This window comes from Rhodoglobus sp. G.S.4, assembly GCF_056619605.1.
Genome location: NZ_CM152748.1, coordinates 445,639 through 469,726 on the forward strand (window position 1 = coordinate 445,639; position 24,088 = coordinate 469,726).

Annotated in this window: 16 protein-coding genes, 1 tRNA gene and 1 other RNA gene; 15 read left to right on the plus strand and 3 right to left on the minus strand. The window is 58.9% G+C overall.

Annotated features, from left to right (window positions below):
- Positions 1-243 precede the first annotated feature (243 nt).
- Positions 244-1,842, minus strand: coding sequence for a helix-turn-helix transcriptional regulator (locus AC061P_RS02185; protein WP_480391687.1), 1,599 nt, complete (start codon positions 1,840-1,842; stop codon positions 244-246).
- A gap of 372 nt (positions 1,843-2,214) precedes the next feature.
- Here AC061P_RS02185 and AC061P_RS02190 point away from each other — a divergent pair, with 372 nt between their 5' ends.
- The 8 genes from AC061P_RS02190 to AC061P_RS02225 all read left to right on the plus strand — a co-directional run bounded on the left by AC061P_RS02190 (position 2,215) and on the right by AC061P_RS02225 (position 13,743).
- Complete coding sequence (locus AC061P_RS02190; protein WP_480391688.1) at positions 2,215-4,245, plus strand: RTX toxin; 2,031 nt, start codon at positions 2,215-2,217, stop codon at positions 4,243-4,245.
- Between the two features lie 123 nt (positions 4,246-4,368).
- Positions 4,369-6,219, plus strand: a complete 1,851-nt coding sequence (locus AC061P_RS02195) for an ABC transporter ATP-binding protein (RefSeq protein ID WP_449648354.1) — start codon at positions 4,369-4,371, stop codon at positions 6,217-6,219.
- Between the two features lie 135 nt (positions 6,220-6,354).
- Positions 6,355-7,584: a multidrug effflux MFS transporter gene (locus AC061P_RS02200; RefSeq protein ID WP_480391689.1), complete on the plus strand. Its 1,230-nt coding sequence runs from the start codon at positions 6,355-6,357 to the stop codon at positions 7,582-7,584.
- Positions 7,585-7,696: 112 nt separating this feature from the next.
- Complete coding sequence (locus AC061P_RS02205; RefSeq protein WP_449648352.1) at positions 7,697-8,338, plus strand: phosphatase PAP2 family protein; 642 nt, start codon at positions 7,697-7,699, stop codon at positions 8,336-8,338.
- Between the two features lie 80 nt (positions 8,339-8,418).
- On the plus strand, positions 8,419-10,305 hold the full coding sequence (locus tag AC061P_RS02210) for a helicase HerA-like domain-containing protein (RefSeq protein WP_480391690.1): 1,887 nt from the start codon (positions 8,419-8,421) through the stop codon (positions 10,303-10,305).
- Between the two features lie 272 nt (positions 10,306-10,577).
- Entirely contained in the window at positions 10,578-11,849 is a 1,272-nt protein-coding gene (locus AC061P_RS02215; RefSeq protein ID WP_480391691.1) for an ABC transporter substrate-binding protein, read from the plus strand.
- A 77-nt stretch (positions 11,850-11,926) separates the two neighbouring features.
- Positions 11,927-12,817, plus strand: coding sequence for a carbohydrate ABC transporter permease (locus tag AC061P_RS02220; RefSeq protein ID WP_449648349.1), 891 nt, complete (start codon positions 11,927-11,929; stop codon positions 12,815-12,817).
- The gene (locus tag AC061P_RS02225) at positions 12,814-13,743 is read left to right on the plus strand and encodes a carbohydrate ABC transporter permease (RefSeq protein WP_480391692.1); all 930 of its coding nucleotides are present in this window, start codon (positions 12,814-12,816) and stop codon (positions 13,741-13,743) included. Before AC061P_RS02220 ends, AC061P_RS02225 begins: the two co-directional genes overlap by 4 nt.
- A gap of 202 nt (positions 13,744-13,945) precedes the next feature.
- Here the strand turns inward: AC061P_RS02225 and AC061P_RS02230 are convergent, their stop codons facing one another.
- Together AC061P_RS02230 and AC061P_RS02235 are read right to left on the minus strand one after the other, a co-directional pair.
- Complete coding sequence (locus tag AC061P_RS02230) at positions 13,946-14,602, minus strand: hypothetical protein (protein WP_480391693.1); 657 nt, start codon at positions 14,600-14,602, stop codon at positions 13,946-13,948.
- A gap of 48 nt (positions 14,603-14,650) precedes the next feature.
- Positions 14,651-14,735: transfer RNA gene (locus AC061P_RS02235), tRNA-Ser, on the minus strand.
- A gap of 144 nt (positions 14,736-14,879) precedes the next feature.
- Here AC061P_RS02235 and ffs point away from each other — a divergent pair.
- The 7 genes from ffs to AC061P_RS02270 all read left to right on the plus strand — a co-directional run bounded on the left by ffs (position 14,880) and on the right by AC061P_RS02270 (position 24,059).
- Positions 14,880-14,976: signal recognition particle sRNA small type (gene ffs, locus AC061P_RS02240), an RNA gene on the plus strand.
- Positions 14,977-15,054: 78 nt separating this feature from the next.
- A complete protein-coding gene (gene pta / locus AC061P_RS02245; protein ID WP_480391694.1) occupies positions 15,055-17,247 on the plus strand; it encodes a phosphate acetyltransferase in 2,193 nt (730 codons plus the stop codon).
- On the plus strand, positions 17,244-18,365 hold the full coding sequence (locus AC061P_RS02250) for an acetate/propionate family kinase (protein WP_480391695.1): 1,122 nt from the start codon (positions 17,244-17,246) through the stop codon (positions 18,363-18,365). The genes pta and AC061P_RS02250 overlap by 4 nt, the downstream gene beginning before the upstream one ends.
- 463 nt (positions 18,366-18,828) lie before the next feature.
- Positions 18,829-20,967 carry a DNA polymerase III subunit gamma and tau gene (locus tag AC061P_RS02255; RefSeq protein ID WP_480391696.1) on the plus strand — a complete coding sequence of 713 codons (2,139 nt, stop codon included), beginning with the start codon at positions 18,829-18,831 and terminating at the stop codon, positions 20,965-20,967.
- Between the two features lie 3 nt (positions 20,968-20,970).
- Positions 20,971-21,570: a recombination mediator RecR gene (gene recR / locus AC061P_RS02260; RefSeq protein ID WP_449648343.1), complete on the plus strand. Its 600-nt coding sequence runs from the start codon at positions 20,971-20,973 to the stop codon at positions 21,568-21,570.
- Positions 21,571-21,663: 93 nt separating this feature from the next.
- Positions 21,664-22,929, plus strand: a complete 1,266-nt coding sequence (locus AC061P_RS02265) for an aspartate kinase (RefSeq protein ID WP_449648342.1) — start codon at positions 21,664-21,666, stop codon at positions 22,927-22,929.
- 29 nt (positions 22,930-22,958) lie between these two features.
- Positions 22,959-24,059, plus strand: coding sequence for an aspartate-semialdehyde dehydrogenase (locus tag AC061P_RS02270; RefSeq protein WP_449648341.1), 1,101 nt, complete (start codon positions 22,959-22,961; stop codon positions 24,057-24,059).
- Positions 24,060-24,088: the final 29 nt, after the last annotated feature.

A 24,088-nucleotide genomic window follows, 5' to 3' on the forward strand; every position in this document is an offset into this window, starting at 1 on the left:
TTGACGAACTCGCCAGTCGCAGGCCGGAGGAGCAAGCCGGGAAGAGGGGGTGGGGCGCCTGGTAACCAGCCGAGCGCCCCACCAACGTGCCGATTCCGTTGACACCAGGGATCAGGTTCCGGAGACGGAAATACGGCACGAGAACCGCTGGCCACGCAACGATATGCGGAACCAGCGGAAGTGGTCTACCAAATGTATCGAGGGCAAACATATCCGGCAACACCCGAAAGGGTGAATGGCGGGTTAGTCGCGGGTGATCTCCACTTGGAGCCCCAACTCCCGAGATTTATAGATCGCTTCGGTCCGCGAGGTCACTCCAAGCTTCCTGTAGATGTTCTTAAGATGCGACTTCACGGTATTGACCGAAATGTAAAGGGTCTCAGCGATCTGGGCAGAACTGCTTCCCCGAACGAGTTCCTTGGCGATGGCACGCTCCCGCTCACTCAGCGACAACGAATCTTGAGGCCGGATGACTACCGTTAGGCCATCGAGCCGCTTCACTAGGGCGCCAACCTCCAGAGGCTGGTTTCGGGCAGCCGCCCGAGTGAGCATCGACTGAACAGTCTCACTTGGCACGAGCCGGAAAGGGCTGAACAGACGATTGCGCGCCGCCAGTCGCAAAGATCGATCGAAGGCGACATCCGATGCCTCTTCGTTTCCCAGGCAGAAGTTCGCTGCGGCCTTGAGAAGAAATACATCGGCAAGGTTTCGGCTCGAGTGAGCGTCGCCGAGAGTTTCGCAATCGCGCAACGCCTCTAGCGCACCGCGGTAGTCACCCGTGACAAATCGCAAGTGAGCGACGAGCCGGCTCGGGCACACGGTGTGATGTTGCGTGGGGAAGAGCTGTGCCAAAACATCCCACGCTGTCCCAGAGTCGCCAAGCTGCAGGAACGCTGCCGTTCGCGAACCGCCAATCTCGGTAGCAACGAATCCGACAGGTTGCCAACCGTCGAGGGCATGAAGCGACGAACGCAACAGGTCGAGGCCTTCGTGGGGTTTGCCAACGAACAGCTCAACGAACGCTTGCGCATAGAGTCCTAACGGCTCCCAGTCGGTTTCAACAATCGCCGATTTCACCCGCGCGATCTTGCCGTCTGCGGCGTCAGCACCCCGCTGGTTTACGCTGATCAGTAGGTCGGCGATCAACGCAGGAGCGTTAAAGCGGCTGTCCCGGAGCGCCGGACTAGCGCCGGTGGACTCTGCCCTCGAGACATAGCTCAACGCATGTTCAAAGTCTCCGAGGAAGAACTGGATGAGCGCCAGGCCACCGAAAACCTCAAGCTGATCTGCTACACCTAGATTCGTTTCGGCGAGCGACCCTGCAATGCGATAGTCGGCCTTCGCACGGTCGAAGTCACCACCGTGTAGGTAGACGGCGCCGCGGTGCAACGCGATTTCGGCAGTGAGCGGAATTCGTTTGGCCAGGGGAATGACATCGGGACTCTCGACAATTGAGTGCGCGATGGTAATTGATGCCAATGCTTCGTCAAGTCGTCCGAGCGAACGGAGGGCCGCAGAATGATGAAGGTGATGCGTAGCGCGCACCAACGGGGGAGTTGTTGGACTGAGTAACGCTAGCGCTGCCTCGAAGTAAGGAAGGGCGGCTGACCGGTTTGTTGCATCAAGCGATCGAAAGCTTGCGGCATAACACGTTACGAGCCATGGGTCGTTGTGCCACAGTTCGGGAGCTGCGGAATCGAGGAGTTGACGGATTCGTGAGCCATCGGAGCCCACCAGTTGCGGCCAAACCTTGCTGAGTTCAGTGAGCGCGGCGGCAATACCTTCGTCGGTTTGAGCCGCGTCGAAGGCGCGCTCAAGCGTTCTCACATCGGCTGTCGCCATCTTCTACCCCCTCTTCGAAACTATTGTCTCGATGAGTTCGTGGTTCTCGCCTAGTCGGGTGGGTGACGCGAGAGTAGTAAGACTACCCCGCCGCAGGTATCGGCGTGTCTGGCTTGCGTTTGTTTCTGTGAACCCCCCATAATGGGCACGTTGCATTATTGACCCCCGAACGTGTGACACATCCCGATAGAGCTACCCGGAATCCCCCGCCGGTCTGACTCGCTTCCCCGCGCGTCAGGTTCGAATATGTTCCGAGTCGTTCGCTACCCGAGAGCGAATCCCGAAGTGAATAACTTTAAGGTGCGTTGGCGCGCCGCAAATCGAACCCCCCGATTCGATAAGTCCACTGGACAACCGCGAAAGCGTTGGTCTTTGCGTGACACTCGCGGTATTTCCGCGATCGTTGCTTTGGCCCTGGTAGTTGGATCTGGCTTGGCTGTTGTCTCTGTGTCATCGGCTGCCGAAGCTCACACGCCGAGCATCTCTGTCACGTGTGAAGGCGTCACGGTAACCGGTAAGTACTACGAGGCAAGCGGTTCTCGCGAAGGCCAGCAAAACCTCATCAAGTTCCAGCTTGAGGGTGGCAAAGAGCAAGTAATTCCCTTCAGCAAGAACGGTGAGCACTTCTTTGCGTTCCCCAACTCCACTGATGCCCACACCTTCACCGCATCGGTGACAGCGTGGAACGACCCGACGAACACCAGTTGGAACCGTACGTGGACGAAGACGTCAACGCCGTGTGTCTCTCAGAGCATCGTCAACGTCACGGCATCGAGCTGTGATGTACCCGGCGGCACCACCGGAATCACTGCAACCTTCAAGGGACTCGTCGCGGATCGCAAGTATGAACTGACTCTTTCTGGCGGCGCTGCGGGAACCCAAACAGTCATGTACACGCCGACTCAGACCACTGGTAGCTACACGTGGCAGGGAATGGTCGCAGGCGGAACCTATGAGGTGAAGATCACAGACACCACCAACCGTGCTCTTACGGCCTGCAAGACGGTTCAGTCGCTCGCTTGTCCCGAGACTTCAAGAATCGCCATTGTTCCCAACGAGTGCAGCGTTCCTGGTGAAGGCGCATCCATCAAGGTGAACCTCAGTGGCCTCGTCATTGGTCGCGAATACCGCGTCAGTATCGTCAACGCTGGCTCAGACGCCGTCGTTGACAGCCACACCTTCGTCGCTAACTCAGCAACAGGTGCCTACAACTCACCGGCAACACCCTCGGCTAGCTACTACGCGACTGTTGTAGACACGGGGGCAGCAAAGGCTGTGCCGCTGAAGAGCGCAACGCACACATTCCTTCCGTGCCCCGAACTGCTCGTCAAGCCGACCCTGATGGCTACCCAGTGCAACGTCGTCTCTGGCGATGCTGAAGGCGAAATCACGGTTGCGGTTGAGGGCCTCGTTCCTGGCCGCTCGTACACCGTGGTCATCACCGACCCGGCTAACAAGCCGGTACTCACGAACAGCAACTTTGTTGCGACTACTGACCGTTTTGATGCTGAACTGAAAAACCTCGCCGAAGGCACGTACACGGCAACGGTTACTGATGTCATGTTGCCCAACAACACAGCGAGTGCTTCTGCAACGCTGCTTCCGTGTGCCACTAACGACACGACGGTCGAACTGACCGCCGAACAGTGCACGGCTCCTGGTGGCACCGCGGCACTCACCGCTACCGTGTCCAACTTCAGCGTCGGCCGCGACTACACCGTCACACTCATGCGCGACAATGTCGCCGTTGGTGCAGCCCAGAAGCTTGATTCGCGAACCGCTGACGCACAGAAGTTCACCTTCGACGGGCTCGCCCCGGAGAAAAGCTACCGCGTAGTGGTAACGGACACGCTGTCGGATCCCACTGTCACCGCTGCTGCCGACATGTATCTCGCCGCATGCCCGGGAAACCCGATCGTGATGATTAGCCAGACCGAGTGCAACGTACTGGGTGCATCGACAATCGCGGTCTCCGCAAGCGAGCTCGTTGTCGGCCAGAACTACACCGTCACAGTCATCAACAAGGTGACCGGCAAGGCAGTCGAAGGAATCGCACCGATTACCTTCGAAGCGGACCTGCCCACACTTTCGCTCAACATCACCGACGTGCCGAACGGAGAGACCTACACCGTCTCGATCGTCAACGCCGACAAGACATTGAGCGCCGAAGGCGACATCACGCTGGAACTGTGCGACCTGCCCACGTTCCCGCTTCCCCCCGAGGAGCCACCCACAACGGTGCCCCCGACGGTTGACTTGCCGACACTAGACCTGCCGACATTGGCGTTCACAGGCTCGAGCACAATCGCTCCGACACTCGCTGGACTCGGGTTCCTGCAGCTCGGATTGGTGCTCGTAGGGTTCAGCGTGGCGCGACGACGTTCGGTAGTTCGCGAAGGCTGATCCCGACTGTTCGGCGGGTAACTTCGGTTGCCCGCCGAACCTTCTCTCACGGTTTCTCGCACAGCGCACTCTTGCGCTGTGCGATTGGCCGTTAACGAGGTTTTCGCGAACTAGTCTCGAACTATGAGCACAGTAGGTGGCCCCCATCGTGGCGGTCGGGTCAGCGGCGGCGACTATTCGGCACAGAAAGCCGCCAACGCAGCAGCCCCCAAAGTTCCTCACCTCTTGCGGCGTATCGCAGAACTCTTTGAGCCCCACCGCGCGGCTCTAGCGCTCACCATCACGCTCGTGCTCATTGGCGCTGCGGTTAGCGTTCTCCCACCATTGCTCACGAAGCAAGCGTTCGACGAGGGGCTGTTCCCCGCTGGCGGGCCCAACATTCCCATATTGATGCAACTCGTCAGCATCATGGTCGGACTCTGGGTTGCATCCGCAGCCCTCGGCGTGTGGCAGACCTTTCTCACAGCAACAGTCGGCAACAAGGTCATGGGTGCCCTTCGGGTACGGCTTTTTGACCAACTCCAGCACATGGAACTCGCTTTCTTCACGCGAACCAAGACCGGCATCATCCAATCACGACTCCAGAACGACGTCGGTGGTGTCGCCGGAGTATTGAACAACACTGTCTCGAGCGTTATCGGCAATACGGTGACAGTGATCGCCGCGTTCATCAGCATGCTGGTTCTCAGCTGGCAGCTCACGATCGTCGCCATCATCGTGCTGCCAGGCATCGTTATTGCCCAACGCCGAGTCGGTCAAGTTCGTGCGCGAATCGCCACCAAAACTCAAGAGTCACTGAGCAACATGACGGCGATCACTCAAGAGTCACTCAGTGTTTCAGGCATCCTGCTGTCGAAGAGCTTCAACCAACAAGACGTGGAAACCGAACGCTACTCCGACGAAAATGAGCAGCAGGTTGGCCTTCAAGTGCGCCAACAGATGAGTGGGCAATGGTTCTTCGCGACCGTCAACATCTTCCTCTCCATCATCCCCGCGATTGTCTACGTCGTCGCCGCCTATCTGATTACCGATGGTGTCGATGTCACTGCGGGCACAATTGTTGCCTTCACTACAGTTCAGGCGCGGCTCATGTTCCCCCTGCTTGGTCTCATGCGCGTTGCGCTTGATCTGCAAACATCTTCGGCACTCTTTGCCCGCATCTTCGAGTACCTTGACCTCAAGCCGGCCATCACCGATAAGCCTGATGCCCACGAGGTCCGGCCCAAAGCGCTTGGCGCCGTCGCGTTCGACAACGTGACCTTTAGATATCCGGATGCTGACGCATCCACTAAGGCCACTCTCGACTCGGTCTCATTCTCGATCGAGCCTGGGCAGTACGCTGCCTTTGTCGGGCCGTCTGGTGCTGGAAAGACAACGGTCTCGTATCTGATCCCTCGTCTGCACGAAGCGAGCGAGGGCAGAGTACTTTTCGCCGGCGATGATGTGCGAGATCTCACGCAAGACTCACTCATCCAAAACATTGGCATCGTGAGTCAAGAGACGTACCTCTTTCATGCGACGATCGCCGAAAACCTCTCCTATGCACGACCGGACGCCACAATCGATCAACTCGAGGCGGCCGCCCGCGCGGCCAATATCCACAACACGATCATGTCGTTCCCCGAAGGGTACGCAACCGTGGTCGGGGAGCGCGGTTACCGCCTGTCGGGCGGGGAGAAGCAGCGCATCGCGATCGCTAGGGTGCTTCTCAAGGACCCGAGCGTGCTCATCCTTGATGAAGCAACTAGTGCCTTGGATTCCATTTCGGAGCGCACCGTTCAAGGTGCACTGGACACTGCATCGCGGGGCCGTACGACCATTGCTGTAGCGCACCGCTTGTCGACGGTGCGTTCCGCCGACGTGATTTTCGTTGTTGATGGTGGTTCGATCGTGGAACGGGGAACCCACAGCGAGCTCATCACTCTGGGCGGCGTCTACTCGCGGTTGTATGCGGAACAAAACCGTACCGACTAGTTGACGTGTCTTAACCCGACTTTTGCGGCGTCGCAGAGTCCGTCGAAGCGGGCGTAGGCTGGCATAGTCCTCGGGGTTGCGGACACATTGCTTTCTGTCGCGCCCACATCGGGCACTCTCTACGCAAGGATTAGATTGACTACCGTTGTTCATCCCGGTGACTCGCTCTCTGCTCGCCAAAGACTTGTCTATGTTTTGGTGCTTGGGGCGCTGACTGCCCTCGGCCCGTTCACCGTTGATCTCTACCTCCCAGCATTTCCGCTGATTGAAGCAGATCTGCAGACAACGGCTGCCGTTGTGCAGCTCACGCTTACCGCGACCACGCTTGGTTTTGCCCTCGGTCAACTGATTGTCGGCCCGCTGAGCGATCGCCTCGGTCGGCGCCTGCCACTGATCGTTGCTACAAGCGTTCACTTGTTAGCGAGTCTCGGAGTGGCGCTCGCCGGCAATATCGAGTTGCTGTTCGTGTTCCGGCTCATTCAAGGCATGGGCGCTGCTGCGGGCGCTGTGGTCGCCATGGCTGTCGTTCGTGACCTCTTCGGAGGTTTACCGCTCGTGCGCATGTTGTCTCGGCTAGCGCTCGTGCAGGGCTTGGCACCGATTCTGGCCCCGCTCATCGGTTCGCAACTGCTACTGATTACCCCGTGGCGTGGAATGTTTGTCTTCCTCGCAATCTATGGCGCACTCGTGTTGATGGCTGCCTGGTTCTTCATCGTCGAGACCCTCCCAGCCGCACGTCGCCGCGACTTCGGCCATGCCACCACTCGTGAGCGCTACAAGTCACTCTTCACCGACCGCGTATTCGTGGGCACCGCAATCATTGCGGGCATGACGTTCTCCGGGCTATTCGCCTACCTCGCTTCGTCTCCATTCCTGCTACAAAACGTCTATGGTCTTGACCCGCAAGCTTTTGGGCTTGTTTTTGCCGTGAACTCCATCGGCGTCGTAATCGGTGTTCAAACGAGTGCATTCCTCATGCGGTATGTCGGCCCACAGTGGATCCTTGCGGGGGCTGGTGTCATGCTGCTGCTGTCTGCATCCACCATCGTCTTCTTGGATGTGGTGAACGGCGACCTGATTACCGTGCTGATTCCTCTGTTCTTCTTTGTCATGGCGTGTGGTTTCTCGTTCCCCTGCACCCAAGTGTTGGCGCTGGCAAATCATGGGGGAGAGGCTGCTACTGCAGCATCCGTTCTGGGAGCCGTGAACTTTGGTTTGGCCGGTCTTACCTCACCCATTGTGGGAGCGTTCGGAATTACCAACGCGATTCCTATGGGCATCGTCATGGGATGCACCGCGATTGTCTCCATCATCGTGATGTGGACCGTTGTACGTCCGCGCTCGGTGCCCGCCCTCTCGCGGTAGAAAACGATCGATCGCTCTGAGGTCGCTCAAGCGCTGATTGTGAGCGGCCAGGCACAGTCGTGGGTCGGCACGCATAGAGCGAATTGTGAGGATGCGCCGCTAGCGTAGGAGAGTGAACAACGATCTCCCTCACGCGGACGCGCGCCGCATCACCGCACTGTGGCCGCTCATCAGCGGGGTTGGCGCACTTGCTCTCGCTGTTGTGCTCGGAGTGCTGATAGCTACGCGCAACAGCCCGTTCAGCCTTGATCAACTCCTGCTCGCGGACTTTGTGAACATCCGCTCTCCGCTCTTCACAATGCCAGCGCTGGCCATGAACTTCATCGGCGGCGGCTGGTTCGGTGTGTTCGTTGTTCCTTTGGGTGGCGCACTCGCGTTTTTTCTTGCCAAGCGACGATGGGCTGCGTTCTATTTCATCGCAGCCGCTGCAGCGAGCGCGGGAGTTGTCCAACTCCTCAAGACCACCTTCGGTCGCGCACGGCCAACAGAGATTCTGGTTACGTCCGATCTTGGTTCATTCCCTTCTGGGCATGTTGCAAACGCGGCGACGCTTGCTGTGGTGCTCATCATCTTGCTGCAACGGCGCTGGGTCTGGATCGCCGGCATTATCTACACGATCCTGATGATGGTCAGCCGCACCTACTTGGGCGCGCATTGGCTCAGCGACACGATCGGCGGTGCACTGATCGGAGTTGGCGTTGCCGTGATTTTGTGGGCACCGTTCGCACGAAAACTTTCCGCCGAAACCGGGTAACAGCGCCTCGATACAACTCGGACGCACCACGACTCATTATTCGGAGGGGCACTCGCGGCCCCGTTCGATAAACTCAGGACATGACGGATGCCGCAGCGCAAGTAGAAGCAGCCAAGAAGGCCCTAGCGGAAGCACAGGCCGCGCTCGCGTCAGCCGAGGCGGCGTCTGCAGAGACGAAGGCAGCGCAGGCGGAAGCAGCGCTAGCGGAAGCAGCGCAGTCCACGACAGCAGCGCCTGAGCCAGCAGCGCAGTCCACGCCAGCCGCGCCTGAGGCGGCCGCGCCTGAGCCAGCAGCGCCCGAGCCGGCCGTGTCGAAGTCAGCTTCGTCGAATTCGACAAGTGGCCCGCTCAGTGCTGATGAAGTTAGCGCTATTCGCGACGGCTATGCGTTCGAGGGCGAGGTGCTCGAAATGGGAGCGCTCGTCAATGGTGATGCTCTCTCTGACGTTCCTGTGCGCATTCCGATTGCAATGCTCAATCGCCACGGCTTGGTTGCTGGCGCAACGGGAACCGGCAAGACAAAGACATTGCAGGTACTCGCTGAGCAGCTCTCGGCTGCCGGTGTCCCCGTTTTCGCGGCCGATATCAAGGGGGACCTTTCCGGCATTGCCACCGCTGGGACGTCAAGCGAACGGTTGCTGGAACGTACAGAATCGATCGGTCAGGATTGGCAGCCCGCGGCATCCCCGACCGAATATTTCACGCTTGGCGGGATGGGCACTGGCGTTCCGATTCGCGCAACCGTGTCGAGTTTTGGGCCGCTGCTGCTGTCGAAAGTGCTGGGCCTCAATGACACTCAAGAGTCGAGTCTCGGCCTGATCTTCCATTACGCAGATCAGGCGGGGTTGCCCCTTGTCGATCTCAGCGATTTGCGGTCCGTTGTTCAGTATCTGCTGAGTGACGATGGCAAAGCCGAGTTGAAGACCCTTGGCGGGCTTTCTTCGGCAACCGCTGGTGTCATCTTGCGTGAGCTTATTGGCTTCGCCAACGAGGGTGCTGATGCGTTCTTTGGTGAACCTGAAATCGACACTTCGCTGTTCTTGCGCACTAATGCCGAGGGCAAAGGCCTTGTGAGTTTGCTCGAAATTCCGGGAGTAAATGACAAACCGGCGCTGTTCTCAACGTTCCTGATGTGGCTTCTCGCTGACCTTTTCAATGACCTCCCCGAAGTGGGAGACATTGATAAGCCCAAGCTCGTCTTCTTCTTCGACGAAGCGCACTTGTTGTTCAATGATGCGTCAAAGGATTTCATCGACTCGATCACTCAAACAGTTCGGTTGATTCGCTCGAAGGGTGTTGGCGTGGTTTTCGTGACGCAGACGCCGAAGGATGTTCCGAGTGACGTGCTCGCGCAGATCGGTTCGCGTTTCCAACACCAGTTACGAGCGCACACTCCGGATTCGGCTAAGGCGCTCAATGCGACTGTGTCGACCTATCCGACCTCAGGCTATGACCTCGGTGAGGTGCTAACAAGCTTGGCCACCGGTGAAGCAATCATCACGGTGATGAACGAGAAGGGTGCACCCACTCCGGTGGCTTGGACTCGTCTTCGCGCACCTCGAGGGTCAATGTCTCCGACGGATGCGGGTGTTATGGAGGCAGCGGTTGCGGCTTCACCGTTGATGGTGACCTATGGCACTGCGGTTGATCGGGAGTCTGCGCGCGAGATCTTGGCAGTGAAGATGAATGCTGCCGCCGAAGCGGATGCCGCGGTTGAGGCGGCCGAAGAGGCAGAGAAGGTGGCGAAAGCGACTGCCAAGGAGCAAGCCAAAGTGCAGGCGGAGTATGAGCGCGCGCTCAAGGACATGAACAAGAAGACTGCGCCAAAGTCGTCGACGCGCACCACTCAGCGCACCTCGACGCGCAAACAACCGAACGTTGTGGAAGACGTCTTGGGTTCACGAACTGTACAGACGGTAGTGCGAGAGGTTCTTCGCGGGATTTTTTCTACGCTCAAGAGGCGCTAGAGCGAGCGCGCCGTTTGGCGCATTCGCGAGTTGTTTCCGTTCCAGTACGCGGTGCCATACCCCCGCGTTTCCGGGGTTATCGGCGACAATTTGTGTGAGTCGAGGGTCGCGGATCCTGCTCGTTCCGATAGCTGTTGCCAAATTGTGATCATCCAATTTCGCTAAAACTGGTTGCGTTCACTTGTCAAACTCAACGGTTCGCAGTTTACTGGGCAAGGTCCGATTCACTTCTTGAACGGAACAGCACTCACTTTCCAATGGAGGAACACAGAATGCGTAAGCCACTTTCCATTATCGCTGGGGCGGTGGCCTTGGGCCTCGTTCTCGCGGGCTGCTCAAGCAACACCGGGTCAGACCCGGAAAACGCTAACCAGGTTGAGGTATTCACCTGGTGGGCATCAGGATCTGAAAAGGTCGGCCTCGACGCTCTCGTCAAGGTATTCCAAGAGCAAAACCCGGATGACGAGTTCATCAACGCTTCGGTAGCTGGCGGCGCTGGCTCCAACGCAAAGGCTGCGTTGGCGTCACGTCTCGAAGCTAACAACCCGCCGGACACGTTCCAGGCCCACGCCGGAGCCGAGCTCACGGACTACATCAACGCCGGTCAACTTCAAGACCTCAGCTCGTTCTATGAAGACAACGGGCTCACCGACGTCTTCCCCGCGAGCCTCGTAGAACGCCTCACCGTTGACGGCGCCATCTACTCCGTCCCCAGCAACATCCACCGCGCCAATGTCGTTTGGGCCAACACTCAGGTGCTCACGGATGCCGGCATCGACCCGATGGCTGCCCCCGCTGACATCGACGCGTGGCTTGCAGACCTCGAGAAGCTCAAGGCTGCCGGAGTCGAGACGCCTCTCGCACTCGGTACCGAGTGGACTCAGATGCAGCTCTTCGAAAACGTTCTCATCGCTGACCTCGGCGCAGACGGCTACTCGGGACTCTGGACCGGCGACACCGCTTGGGACGACGCAGGAGTAGAAACTGCGATCGGCCACTATGGCGACCTGCTCGAATACACCAACAGTGACTTTGCTGGTCTCGACTGGGATGCTGCAACGCAAATCGTTCTTGACGGCAACGCTGGTTACAACGTCATGGGTGACTGGGCCGAGTCTGCATTCCAGCAGGCTGGCTGGACTTACGACAACGAGTACACCACTTGGGCAACCCCCGGCACCGAAGGAGTCTTCGACTTCCTCGCTGACTCGTTCACGCTCGCCGTTGGTGCACCTCACGAAGCAGCTGCACTCGACTGGCTGACGACCATCAGCTCCGCTGAGGGCCAGAAGGCTTTCAACCTCGCCAAGGGTTCGATCCCGGCACGTACTGACACGGTTGCCGCTGACTACCCCGCGTACCAGCAGACCGCTATCAAGTCGTTCGGTGAAGACACCGTTGTTAGCTCGCTCGCACACGGTGCAGCAGCAAGCATTGCCTGGTCGGGAGACATCTCCTCGGCCATTGGTAAGTTCGGTGCCGACCGCGACGCAGCATCGCTGCTTTCCGGACTCGTCGCAGCTTCTGACAAGGCTCAGGGCTAACTAGCACAACGAGACATGGTGGGTGGGGGCAGTAATGCTCCCACCCACTTCTACCGTGGCAACCGAGGAGCTTGCGCGTGAAAAAGGGCTATAAAAACTGGGGGCCACCGCTCCTACTGATCACACCGACGATCATCGTCATAGGCGTATTCGTGTATGGCTTGATCGGAGCCAATATTTCGGTGTCGCTCAGCAACCGGCACAGTCTTGTGCCGGCGACCGAGTTCGTTGGTCTCGACAACTACTTCGCTCTCTTCGCAGAAGAGCGCTTCATCCACTCGCTTCAAAACCTCGGTGTCTTCACCGTGTTCTTCATCGGTGGAACCATGCTTTTCGGCTTCTTGTGGGCGTGGATGCTCGACAAGGGCGTTACCGCTGAGGGTGTCTTCCGCTCGGTGTTCCTGTTCCCGATGGCTATCTCGTTCGTGGCATCCGGTGTCGTGTGGCGCTGGTTGCTCAACAGCGCTGAGGGTGATCGCGCATCCGGATTGAACCGCATTTTCGAGATCATGGGTCTCGACTTTCTCCAAAACGCGTGGTGGAGTGAACCGGGTTGGGGCATGGCGGCAATCGCCCTGCCAGCGATCTGGCAACTTGCTGGCTACGTCATGGCGCTGTTCCTCTCCGGGTTCCGCGGAATCCCGATGGAGTTGCGTGAAGCAGCCCGCATGGATGGCGCAACAGAGTGGAAGCTCTACCGTTACGTAATCTTCCCCCAGCTGAGCCCCGTCGCGCTCTCAGCCCTCATCATCGTTGGCCACATGTCGCTTAAGGTCTTCGACCTCATCATGGCGATCACGAAGTCGATCTATCAGACAGAGGTTCCCGCAACCTACCTGTGGGTTGCTCTCACCGCTAACGACTATGCAAAGTCCGCAACGATCGCGACAATCCTGTTGCTCTTCGTCGCCGTACTGATCGTTCCTTACCTCATCTATACGGCTCGTTCAGAGAGGAAGCAGCGATGAGCGTCACTACTGAAACCAAGAAGCCTCGCATCTCAAGCAAAATGGATATGCCGGGGGATTCGACGCTCCGAAACCGCAAGCGTGTGAGTCGCACCATCAAGTACGTGTTCCTCGTACTGTTCCTGATCGTTGTCCTCATGCCCGTCTACGTGCTTATCGTCACGAGCCTCAAGCCACCACAGGATGTCAACCCGGCAACCTCATGGGGACTACCCGTTCGTTGGCCCTGGGAACCCGCTCTCGAGGGCGGACCCACCGGTTTCGACAACTGGTCGCTCGCGTGGAATGCGCTTTCGGCATCCATTGGTCGCACCTTCCTGTTGGCGATTCCTGCCGCACTCATCGCCTCATTCTTGGGCGCAATGAACGGTTTCGTGCTCGCCCGCTGGCGCTTCCCGTATGCCGACATCGTGTTCACGGTCATCCTGTTCGGAATGTTCATTCCTTACCAGGCGATCATGACTCCGCTGGTGCAGATGAAGACAACGCTGGGGTTGCCGAGCGACATTTCGACCCTGCTGATTGTTCACGTTATTTATGGTCTGCCGATTTGTACGCTGATCTTCCGCAACTACTACGCCGGCATTCCGCACGAGTTGATGGAAGCATCCCGCATGGATGGTGCCGGGATGTTGCGCACCTTTGGCAGCATCGTGTTGCCACTGTCGCTGCCCGGCTTCGTTGTGACCATCATCTGGCAGTTCACCTCGGCGTGGAACGACTTCTTGTTCGCGTTGTTCCTGTCTAACCAGAACGAGGGGCCAGTATCGCTCTCGCTCAACAACCTGGCACAGGGTGCCCAGCTCGCTAACTACGGTGCTGCAATGGCTGGTGCGCTGCTCGCATCGCTGCCAACACTCGTCGTGTACATCGTTCTCGGCAAGTACTTCATCGGCGGACTAATGAGTGGGTCAGTCAAGAGCTAGTTCCCCGTACGGCAGAGTGCCGCGGTATCGACATTCGCTTCGGCGGTGGCGGTACCGCGGCATTTGTCGTTAAACGGCGTGACCCGTTGAGCGGCGTGATCCGTCAAGCGGCGTGACCCGTCAAGCGGCGTGATCCGTCAAGCGACAGGTGTCGTTACGCGGAGTGGGCTGCTATGCACCGTGCGCTATGGGCGCTGCTCCGCTAGGCAGTGATGGAACGGATGAGCGCGAGCACACCCATGAGGATTGCCGCCGTAGTGACGGTGCCCCCGACCGCGATGATAGCCACGAAGACCGGGTGGCGCTCCATGAAGTAGAGGGCGTGTGGGTGGTCCTCACGGAGTTCACCGGTAGAGACTGCGCCGGGAATGGTGACGACGGGAACGTCGAATTCTGCAGCAACAACATCCATATCTGCTTGGGTCCAATACTGGCCGCGCATGCGAAGCAGGCGCTTCTTGTTCGCGCCCAAGATGACCATTTGCGGGCGCGTCTCTGAGCCATCACTCGTATAAACCTCTGCCCGCAATAGTGAGACAGCATCGGATTTAGCGAAGTGGGTGAGTCGTCCGAAGAAAAACCCACGCTCAGTCACCATCGGTGAAGCAGGACCAATCCAGATTGCACTGCGAAAGTAAGAGACGGATGCCGCAACGGCCGCGACTATGGCCGCAACGTGGGTTAGAGCAACAGCTAGCCACGGGCCGTTGGGCACGGTGAGGGTGTAGAGCACGCCGAATACCGGAATGGTGAAAGCGAGCCCAGCAAACAAACCGCGGCGAAAGAGGGATATTGGTGGCCCGAGTCGACGACGCAAGTCATTTCGCAAAGGTGCGCTGCTGTCGATCTCGTGCGGCAACGGCGTTCCCTTCGTATTTTCGCAAATCGCGATCACAACGGGTTAGAGCGGAGAATGGGGGATTCGAACCCCCGAGGGCTTGCACCCAACACGCTTTCCAAGCGTGCGCCATAGGCCACTAGGCGAATTCTCCTGGCGAATCGAACGCGCGATAGCGCAAACGACCTCATGTGATCATAACGGGGTGAACCGTTCAGCGGTAATCGGGCGCGCGTCGCGGCAACCGTTGTGCCTGCCCCGGGCGATCGCGAGCTGCCAAAGATTTGGGTAGACTGGTTTCGGCTCCTCGCGTGGCGCCATCCAGGCCAACTCCCCCAGGACGGAAACGTAGCAAGGGTAACCGGGCTCTGGCGGGTGCGCGAGGGGTCTTTTCTTTTCCGTCACTGACTCCTCTTTTCGGTGCCGGGGAGGATTTTCGGGCCCGTTTCCTGTTCGCCGCGTAGTCTGAAGCGGTGGCGAGGAACATTTACATTACTTCCATCGAGGGCCACGCTGGCAAGTCCACCATCGCCCTCGGTCTGCTTGACACGCTCAGTCGTGAAGCGACACGGCTCGGGGTATTCCGGCCCGTCGCCCGAACCAGCGATGAGCGAGACTATGTTCTCGAGATGTTGCTTGGCCATGATGCTGTCGACGTCAGTTATGACGATGCTGTTGGCGTTGGCTATGACGATGTTCATGCCGATCCCGAAGCCGCACTGAGCCGCATCATTGAGCGATTCAAAGCAGTCGAAGCGCAATGCGACATCGTGGTGATTCTCGGTTCTGATTACACGGATGTTGGCAGCCCGACTGAATTGTCGTACAACGCGCGGGTCGCGGCGAACCTGGCAGCCCCGGTCCTCCTTGTTTTGGGTGGTCAGTCTGAGGATGGCGAGAGCCGTACCCCAGACGACCTTGCTCAGGTTTATGCGATTGCCCATCAGGAACTTGATGCCGCTTTCGCACAATTAGTTGGCGTGGTGGTCAACCGTTCTGATCCAGAGCAACTGTCGGAGATTATTGCCGGGGTGAGTGCTGTGGTCGGTGGGGATACCCCGGTGTGGGCGATCCCTGAAGACCCTTTCTTGATTGCTCCGAGTCTGGCATCGCTACTGGAGGCGGTCGATGGTGAGCTGCTCAAGGGCGATCGCGAACTTTTGTTGCGTGAGGCTCTCGGCGTGGTTGTCGCCGGGATGACGATGGAGAACGTTCTTACTCGACTGATCGAGGGTTCGGTTGTTGTGGTTGCCGGCGACCGATCGGATGTGCTGTTAGCGACTCTGATGGCGCATGCGTCTGAGACGTTCCCGTCATTGGCTGGCATCATCCTGAATGGCGGGTTTGACCTGTTGCCGCAGATCGAACTGCTCATCGATGGTCTCGATTTGTCGTTGCCGGTTATTCGTACCGGATTCGGTACTTATGACACGGCACGCATTATTACGAAGACGCGGGGGCGTTTGGCGGCAGATTCGCCCCGCAAGTTCGACACCGCTCTTGCCCTGTTTGAGCAGCATGTTGATGCCGAGGTGCTCGTGCAGCGACTCGATCTGCACCCGTCAACGGTGGTTACGCCCCTCATGTTCGAATATGGGTTGCTCGATCGTGCGCGGCAGAATCGGCAACACATCGTTCTTCCTGAAGGCGGAGATGACCGCATCCTTCGGGCATCGAGCACGTTGTTGCGTCGCGGTGTCGCGAAGCTGACGATCCTGGGAGACGAGGGAGAAATTCGCGGTCGTGCGGCTGAGCTTGGTCTCGATATCTCGGCTGCGAGCATCCTGAGCCCTTGTGATGCAGAACTACGCGAACGGTTTGCGACCGAGTATGTGAAGTTGCGTTCCCACAAGGGCATGACGATGGAGGTCGCCCGCGAGACGGTCACCGATGTGTCCTACTTTGGCACCATAATGGTGCACTTGGGGCTGGCAGACGGCATGGTTTCTGGGGCAGCCCATACAACGGCCCATACGATTCGTCCGAGTTTCGAAATCATCAAAACCAAGCCCGATGTCTCAATCGTGTCGAGTGTGTTCTTGATGTGTCTCGAAGATCGGGTGCTGGTTTACGGCGACTGTGCCGTGAACCCTGACCCGGATGCCGCCCAGCTCGCTGACATCGCAATCTCGTCGGCTGCGACGGCCGCACAGTTCGGGATCGACCAGCGCATTGCGATGCTGTCGTACTCGACGGGGTCGTCTGGCAGTGGTGCAGATGTCGACAAGGTTCGCGCGGCGACAGCTCTCGTCGTCGAACGCCGACCAGATCTGGCCGTCGATGGGCCCATCCAATATGACGCGGCAGTGGATGCTGCGGTTGGCAAATCAAAAATGCCAGACTCAGAAGTCGCCGGCCGAGCTACGGTCTTCATCTTCCCCGATCTCAACACCGGCAATAACACCTACAAGGCTGTTCAACGCAGTGCCGGAGCGGTTGCCATCGGGCCAGTACTGCAGGGCCTCCGCAAACCCATCAACGATCTCTCGCGGGGTGCGCTTGTGCAAGACATCGTGAACACCGTTGCAATCACCGCGATTCAGGCTCAAGGGGTTGCCGCCCAAGTTGAGGCAACCGCCGCGACTGGCACCACAGTTGCGACCGGCACCACAGCCGCGACCGGCACCGAGTCCAACACGCACCGAAAAGCAGGCAAGCACTCGTGACAACGGTCTTCGTCGTGAACTCGGGTTCTTCATCCATCAAATGGGAACTGCTGGATGCCGAATCCGGCTCCGTCTACAACGGCGGCATCGTGGAACGCATCGGTGAAAGCGGTGGGGGAGCGGCAGACCACGACGATGGGATGCGACAGATTTTGGCGGAGCTCGGGAACGAGCATCCGGCAGTCGTTGGTCATCGTGTGGTGCACGGGGGAGCGGAGTTCACGGCGGCTACCGTCATCACCGATGAGATCGAGGCGCGGCTTGACGAACTTTCGGTGCTCGCGCCGTTGCACAACCCGGAAAACTTGAAGGGCATTCGTGCCGCGCGAGCTGCCTTCGCAGCTGTTCCCCACGTTGCCGTCTTCGATACCGCATTTCACGGCACGCTTTCGCCCGAGGCCTACACGTATGCAATCGACGCTGACGTTGCCCGGGAGCACGGCATACGGCGGTACGGGTTTCACGGCACGTCCTACCGCTACGTGGCTGGCAAGGCAGCGGAGCTCCTCGGCCGTGAACTGAGTGAACTCAAACTCATCGTGTTTCACCTCGGCAATGGTGCATCGGCGTGCGCCATCGACGGCGGTCGCAGTATCGATACCTCGATGGGGATGACGCCGCTCGAGGGCCTCGTCATGGGAACACGGTCGGGCGATATCGATCCCGGGGCGCTCTTCCACCTCGGTCGTGCCGGAATGACTGTGCCCGAATTGGATCAACTCCTCAACCGTAGAAGCGGCCTGCTGGGAATGACCGGCACCGGCGATATGCGCGACGTGCAATCAGCGGCGGAGTTGGGAAACGAGAGCGCCAAGGCGGCGCTCGCCGTCTACTACCACCGCCTTCGTCACTACCTCGGCGCGTACCTGGTGGCGCTTGGCGGTGCAGATGCCATCGTCTTCACGGCAGGCGTTGGAGAGAACAACCCGAACACGCGCCTCGCAACCGTCGAGGGTCTCGAAGGGCTAGGGATTGTGATCGATCCCGAAGCCAACGCTCAAGCGAGCCGAAGCGAGCGCGTGATTTCGGCATCCGATTCACCGGTGAAAATTCTGGTGATCCCGACGAATGAGGAACTTCAGATCGCCCGCGAATCGGTCGCTGCGTCGAATCTCTAGGTAGATCTGCGTTGGGTATCCGACGCACTCAGCGTCTTTCGTGTGCCCGGTTTGGGTGCCTTGTGCGCCTTCCGCGTGCGCCCTAGCGTTGAGTAAGCCGACAGGAATGAGGTTTAGGGGAACCAACCATTCCGGCATACGAGTGATCTCACAACTGCAGGATCGTTAACTACTCGGCACAACAGCGGCCGCGGCGCGCAACCACAGGGGCCCGGTATGTCGTGTCTTGAGAATCGAGCGCGTGCAGGGCTCGCCTCCCCCGGGGAGCCCTGCACGTCTATTCGACAACGTTTGCCAAGGATCAGGTGTGGCGGTGATCGGTAACCAGCCGACCACAGATGATTCGGAACCGCCGTAGCGATGGATTGCCCGATTCGTAAAAATTCTTTACCGAGACTTACTGACGCGACCTGATCGCTCTTCGCGCGTTGGGATCGTCAGCGGGCACGACTACGCTAGGGGCGTGGTTGCTGCCCTATATCGTCGATACCGGCCCGAGACTTTTGCTGAACTCATCGGGCAGTCTCAAGTGACCGATCCGCTGCGCACAGCGTTGCGCACCGACCGTGTGAATCACGCCTATTTGTTCAGTGGGCCGCGAGGCTGTGGCAAGACGACATCCGCCCGAATTTTGGCACGCTGTTTGAACTGTGCTGAGGGCCCGACCGACACTCCGTGTGGCGTCTGCCCATCCTGCGTTGAACTTTCTCGTGACGGTGGTGGATCGCTCGACGTTGTTGAGATTGACGCGGCAAGCCACAACGGTGTTGATGATGCCCGTGATTTGCGCGAGCGTGCTGTGTTTGCCCCGGCCCGTGACCGTTTCAAGATTTTCATTCTCGACGAAGCCCACATGGTTACTCCTCAAGGCTTCAACGCGATGCTCAAAATTGTGGAAGAGCCGCCCGAGCATGTGAAGTTCATCTTTGCGACAACCGAGCCAGACAAAGTGATTGGCACGATTCGTTCGCGCACTCACCACTACCCATTCCGGTTGGTGCCGCCCGCTCAAATGCTTGACTACGTTCAGCAGCTCTCCGAGAGCGAAAAGGTAGAAGTTGAGCCAGGTGTTTTGCCGCTCGTCGTGCGGGCAGGGGGCGGATCGGTTCGCGACACGCTCTCGCTACTCGATCAGTTGATCGCCGGCTCAGACACCGCGATGGTCGGCTACGAACGTGCCGTTGCCCTGCTGGGCTATACCCATGCAGAACTGCTTGACGAAGTGATTGATGCCCTTGGCTCTGGTGACGCCGCTGCCGCATTCTCTTCAGTTGATCGCGTCATTCAGACCGGTCAGGATCCGCGCCGTTTCGTTGAAGATCTTCTTGAGCGGATGCGCGACCTCATTGTTGTTGCGGCAACCGCCGACCATGCAGCAAGTGTCTTGCGAGGTATCCCGCAGGATCAACTTGAACGCATAACCCAACAGGCACACACTCTGGGCGCTGCTGAACTGTCCCGCGCCGCCGACGTCATCAACTCGGCCCTCTCTGAGATGACGGGGGCGACATCCCCACGACTGCACCTTGAGCTGATGATTGCGCGCATTTTGGTTCCGGCGAGCGACAACACCCAGCGCGGTGCGCTCGCTCGTGTCGAACGCCTCGAACGCCGAATCGGCATCGAGGGTGACGGATCGTTGCCCGCGGCAGCTGCCACACCATCCGCTCCCGCGCCCGCAGCGACACCCGCTGGGTCACCAATGACTCCTCCCGTTACGGCGCCAGCGGCGCGTGTCGAGCCACCAGCGCCGGCCGCGCCCTCGGTCTCGTCCCCGGTCTCATCGAAACCCGCGGAATCCGGCAGCGTACTGTCGACTCCTCCCGCAGCAGCGCGCACCACTCCCGTCTCAATCCAGCAGGTGAAAGACGCCTGGCCAGAAATCTTGGATGTCGTGCAAAAGCTCAAGCGCACGGCGTGGATGGTCGTCTTCACCGCCAAGCCGCTTGAGCTTCGTGATGACAAAATTCTGGTACTTTCCTTCCCCAGTGAACGCGATGTTGATGCGCTCAAGCAGCGCAGCGCCCCTGGCGAAGGTGTCGGGGATTACCTAAAGAAAGCCTTCATCCACGTGCTCGGCTTTGAACCGGCACTTATGGCACGCGTTGAAGGCACCTCTCCGGCTCCTGCCGCAACTGCTCCTCAGAACTCATCGGCAGCTCCTACCCCCACGGCTGAATCTCAGCCTCGCGCCACTCCACCCGCTCCGCCAACTCCACCCACTCCGCCCGCCGGCGATGAAGGCCCGGAACCGGAGGAACCAGCGCCAGCGGAAGATCGTGAGCCTGGCGGATGGGCGGTAGCGGCCATCCCCGAATCCGAGCCAGAGCCAGAGGGTGACCCTTCGATGTCGCGCAGCGCGGCAGCTGCAGCATCGAGCGCGGCCAAACAGGACGTCCCCAAGGCATCGACACCGGCGTCAACTCCCGACGCGGCATCCGCCCCGCCAGCGGAAGAGCCACGACCATCAATGTCAGCTGCGGCAGCAAAGATCGACAAATCTCGCTACGGAGAGTCAGTGGTGCGCGAACTATTGAATGCCACCTTTATCGAAGAGCAGCAGGTTGCTCCACGCGTAACGCCCCAGCCGAGAGACGAGTAACCCGTGTACGACGGAATTGTTCAAGAACTGATCGACGAACTCGGGCGTCTCCCCGGCATTGGTCCCAAATCTGCCCAGCGCATTGCATTTCATATTCTTCAGACGGAAAGCTTCGACGTTCGTCGACTGGCAGAACTGCTCAACGACATCCGTGACAAAGTACATTTCTGTGCAATCTGCGGCAATGTTACCGAGCACGAGACCTGCTCCATTTGTCGTGATCCGCGCCGCTCACCCGCAACAATCTGCGTTGTTGAGGAAGCAAAAGATGTCGTCGCCATCGAGCGCACTCGCGAATTTTCTGGGCTGTATCATGTACTCGGTGGAGCTATCAGCCCCATCGACGGAATCGGTCCAGACCAGTTGCGCATCAAGCAACTCTTAGGCCGGTTGGCTGACGGCGTCGTCACAGAAGTCATCATCGCGACCGACCCCAATCTCGAAGGTGAAGCAACCGCTACCTATCTGACGCGGCTTCTGGTTCAGCCCAACCTTCGAATTTCGCGCCTCGCATCGGGTCTTCCGGTCGGCGGAGATTTGGAATATGCCGACGAGGTCACACTCGGCCGTGCCTTCGAGGGCCGCCGAACAGTAGACCGCTAGCGCATCCCGTAACGAACTCGGCGGGGCGTGCGCACACCGTTAGACTCGCACTTTGGGCAGCATTTGCCCGCCAAATCCCGCTTCAGGAGAACAATGAGCCTCATCGTTCAGAAGTTCGGTGGCTCATCCGTTGCCGACGCTGAGAGTATTAAGCGCGTCGCAAAACGGATCGTCGAGACCCGCAAAGCCGGAAACGACGTCGTTGTCGTAGTTTCTGCGATGGGCGACACCACAGACGAACTCTTTGACCTCGCCGAACAAGTCGTGCCCGTACCGACTGGCCGCGAGCTTGACATGCTGCTGACCGCGGGCGAACGAATTTCTATGGCGCTCCTCGCGATGGCCATCAAAAGTTTGGGCGTTGACGCCCGCAGCTACACCGGCAGCCAAGCCGGTATGGTCACGGATGCCCAACACGGGGCCGCACGCATTGTGGAGGTTTCGCCTCGTCGCGTGCAAGAAGCGCTCGATGATGGCGCGATCGCGATCGTCGCCGGGTTCCAAGGCTTCAATCGCGGAACCGGTGACATCACTACTCTCGGTCGCGGAGGATCCGATACAACAGCGGTTGCGCTTGCGGCCGCTCTCGGTGCCGAGACCTGCGAAATTTACACCGATGTTGATGGCATTTTTACGGCCGATCCCCGCATCGTGAAGTCGGCCCGCAAAGTCAATGTCGTCACGTGTGAAGAAATGTTGGAACTGGCCGCTTCTGGCGCAAAGGTTCTCGACGTGCGCGCGGTTGAATACGCTCGTCGGCACGGGGTAACAATTCACGTGCGGTCGTCGTTCAACAACAACACAGGCACGTTAGTAGTCAATCCGAAGGATGGAGAGAGCGTGGAAGAAGCAATCATCACAGGTGTTGCCTCCGATCTGAGCGAAGCGAAGATCACGGTAGTTGGGGTTCCCGACGTGCCAGGTAAGGCCGCGCAAATCTTTACGATCGTGGCCTCGGCAGATGCCAACATCGACATGATCGTTCAGAACGTTTCGCTGGCATCCACGGGTCGCACCGATATTTCATTCACCTTGAAGAAGTCGGATGCCGAAGACGTGCTTCGTGCGTTGACGTTCCATCAAGAAGAAGTTGGCTTTGAGTCGCTGCAGCACGATGACCAGATCGGAAAGCTCTCGGTCGTTGGCGGCGGAATGCGCACGAATGCTGGTGTTTCGGCGCGACTCTTTACGGCGCTATTTGAGGCCGGGATCAACATGGAGATGATTTCCACCAGTGAGATTCGCATCTCGGTTGTCACTCGGGCCGATACGGTTGCAGAGGCGGTGCGGGTTGTCCACACCGCATTCGGGCTTGATGGCGATGAAGACGCGGTCGTTCACGCAGGCACTGGTCGCTAGTCGGCCATAATTGTTCATCGTTTGCTGCGATGGTGGCGAACACAGAGTTTCAGGTAGAGGGTCTCATGGTTAACGCGGGCATCCGTATTGGTGTTGTTGGTGCAACGGGTCAGGTTGGCGCTGTTGTGCGTCGTCTGCTTGAGGAGCGCGATTTTCCGGTTGCAGAGATTCGCTTCTTCGCGTCGGCACGAAGCGCTGGCACGACTCTGCCGTTCAAGGGTGAGCAGATCACTGTTGAAGATGCGTCGATTGCCGACCCAACGGGCCTCGATATCGCGATTTTCTCGGCCGGAGCCACGACGTCGTTGGCGCAGGCTCCGCGGTTCGCTACTGCCGGTGTCACCGTGATCGATAACTCTTCGGGCTGGCGCATGGACCCTGACGTTCCTTTGGTCGTCAGTGAGGTTAACCCGCACGCGATTGATCAGGCAGTCAAGGGAATCATTGCGAACCCGAACTGCACCACGATGGCCGCAATGCCCGTATTGAAGGTTCTGGATGCCGAAGCGGGCCTTGAACGCCTCATCGTGAGTACGTACCAGGCTGTGTCGGGCGCTGGTCTTGCTGGTGGCGAAGAGCTGCTCGAGCAGGCTGCTGCTGCGGTCGCCCAAAACACGATGGGACTCGTGGAAGATGGCGCGGCGGTCACGATGCCGGCCCCGAACAAGTTCCCCAAGAACATTGCGTTCAACGTTGTACCTCTCGCGGGCAACATTGTCGACGACGGGCTCAACGAGACCGACGAAGAGAAGAAGCTGCGCAACGAGAGCCGTAAGATTCTCGAACTGCCCGGCCTGTTGGTCAGTGGCACGTGCGTTCGCGTCCCGGTGTTCACGGGTCATTCGCTGTCGATCAACGCCGAGTTCGGCAAGCCCCTGAGCCCGGAGCGGGCGAAGGAATTGCTGGCGGATGCTCCGGGTGTCAGCCTCAGCGACATCCCGACGCCTCTCGACGCTGCCGGTGCCGACCCGAGTTTCGTGGGCAGAATTCGCGCGGACGAGGGTGTACCGAACGGCCGTGGTCTTGCGCTCTTCATTAGCAATGACAACCTACGCAAGGGTGCGGCTCTTAACGCTGTTCAGATTGCCGAGCTCGTTGCCGCCAAAATCGCCGCGAAGGCATCGGCGTAACGGGAACCACTTCCCGCTACAGTCGCACA

What these genes read in the sequence shown, in the direction of transcription:
- AC061P_RS02225 (WP_480391692.1), top strand. Translation starts at nt 12,814, where the DNA reads ATGAGCGTCACTACTGAAACCAAGAAGCCTCGCATCTCAAGCAAAATG.
- AC061P_RS02270 (WP_449648341.1), top strand. Translation starts at nt 22,959, where the DNA reads ATGGTGGCGAACACAGAGTTTCAGGTAGAGGGTCTCATGGTTAACGCG.
- AC061P_RS02265 (WP_449648342.1), top strand. Translation starts at nt 21,664, where the DNA reads ATGAGCCTCATCGTTCAGAAGTTCGGTGGCTCATCCGTTGCCGACGCT.
- AC061P_RS02215 (WP_480391691.1), top strand. Translation starts at nt 10,578, where the DNA reads ATGCGTAAGCCACTTTCCATTATCGCTGGGGCGGTGGCCTTGGGCCTC.
- AC061P_RS02195 (WP_449648354.1), top strand. Translation starts at nt 4,369, where the DNA reads ATGAGCACAGTAGGTGGCCCCCATCGTGGCGGTCGGGTCAGCGGCGGC.
- AC061P_RS02185 (WP_480391687.1), bottom strand. Translation starts at nt 1,842, where the DNA reads ATGGCGACAGCCGATGTGAGAACGCTTGAGCGCGCCTTCGACGCGGCT.
- AC061P_RS02210 (WP_480391690.1), top strand. Translation starts at nt 8,419, where the DNA reads ATGACGGATGCCGCAGCGCAAGTAGAAGCAGCCAAGAAGGCCCTAGCG.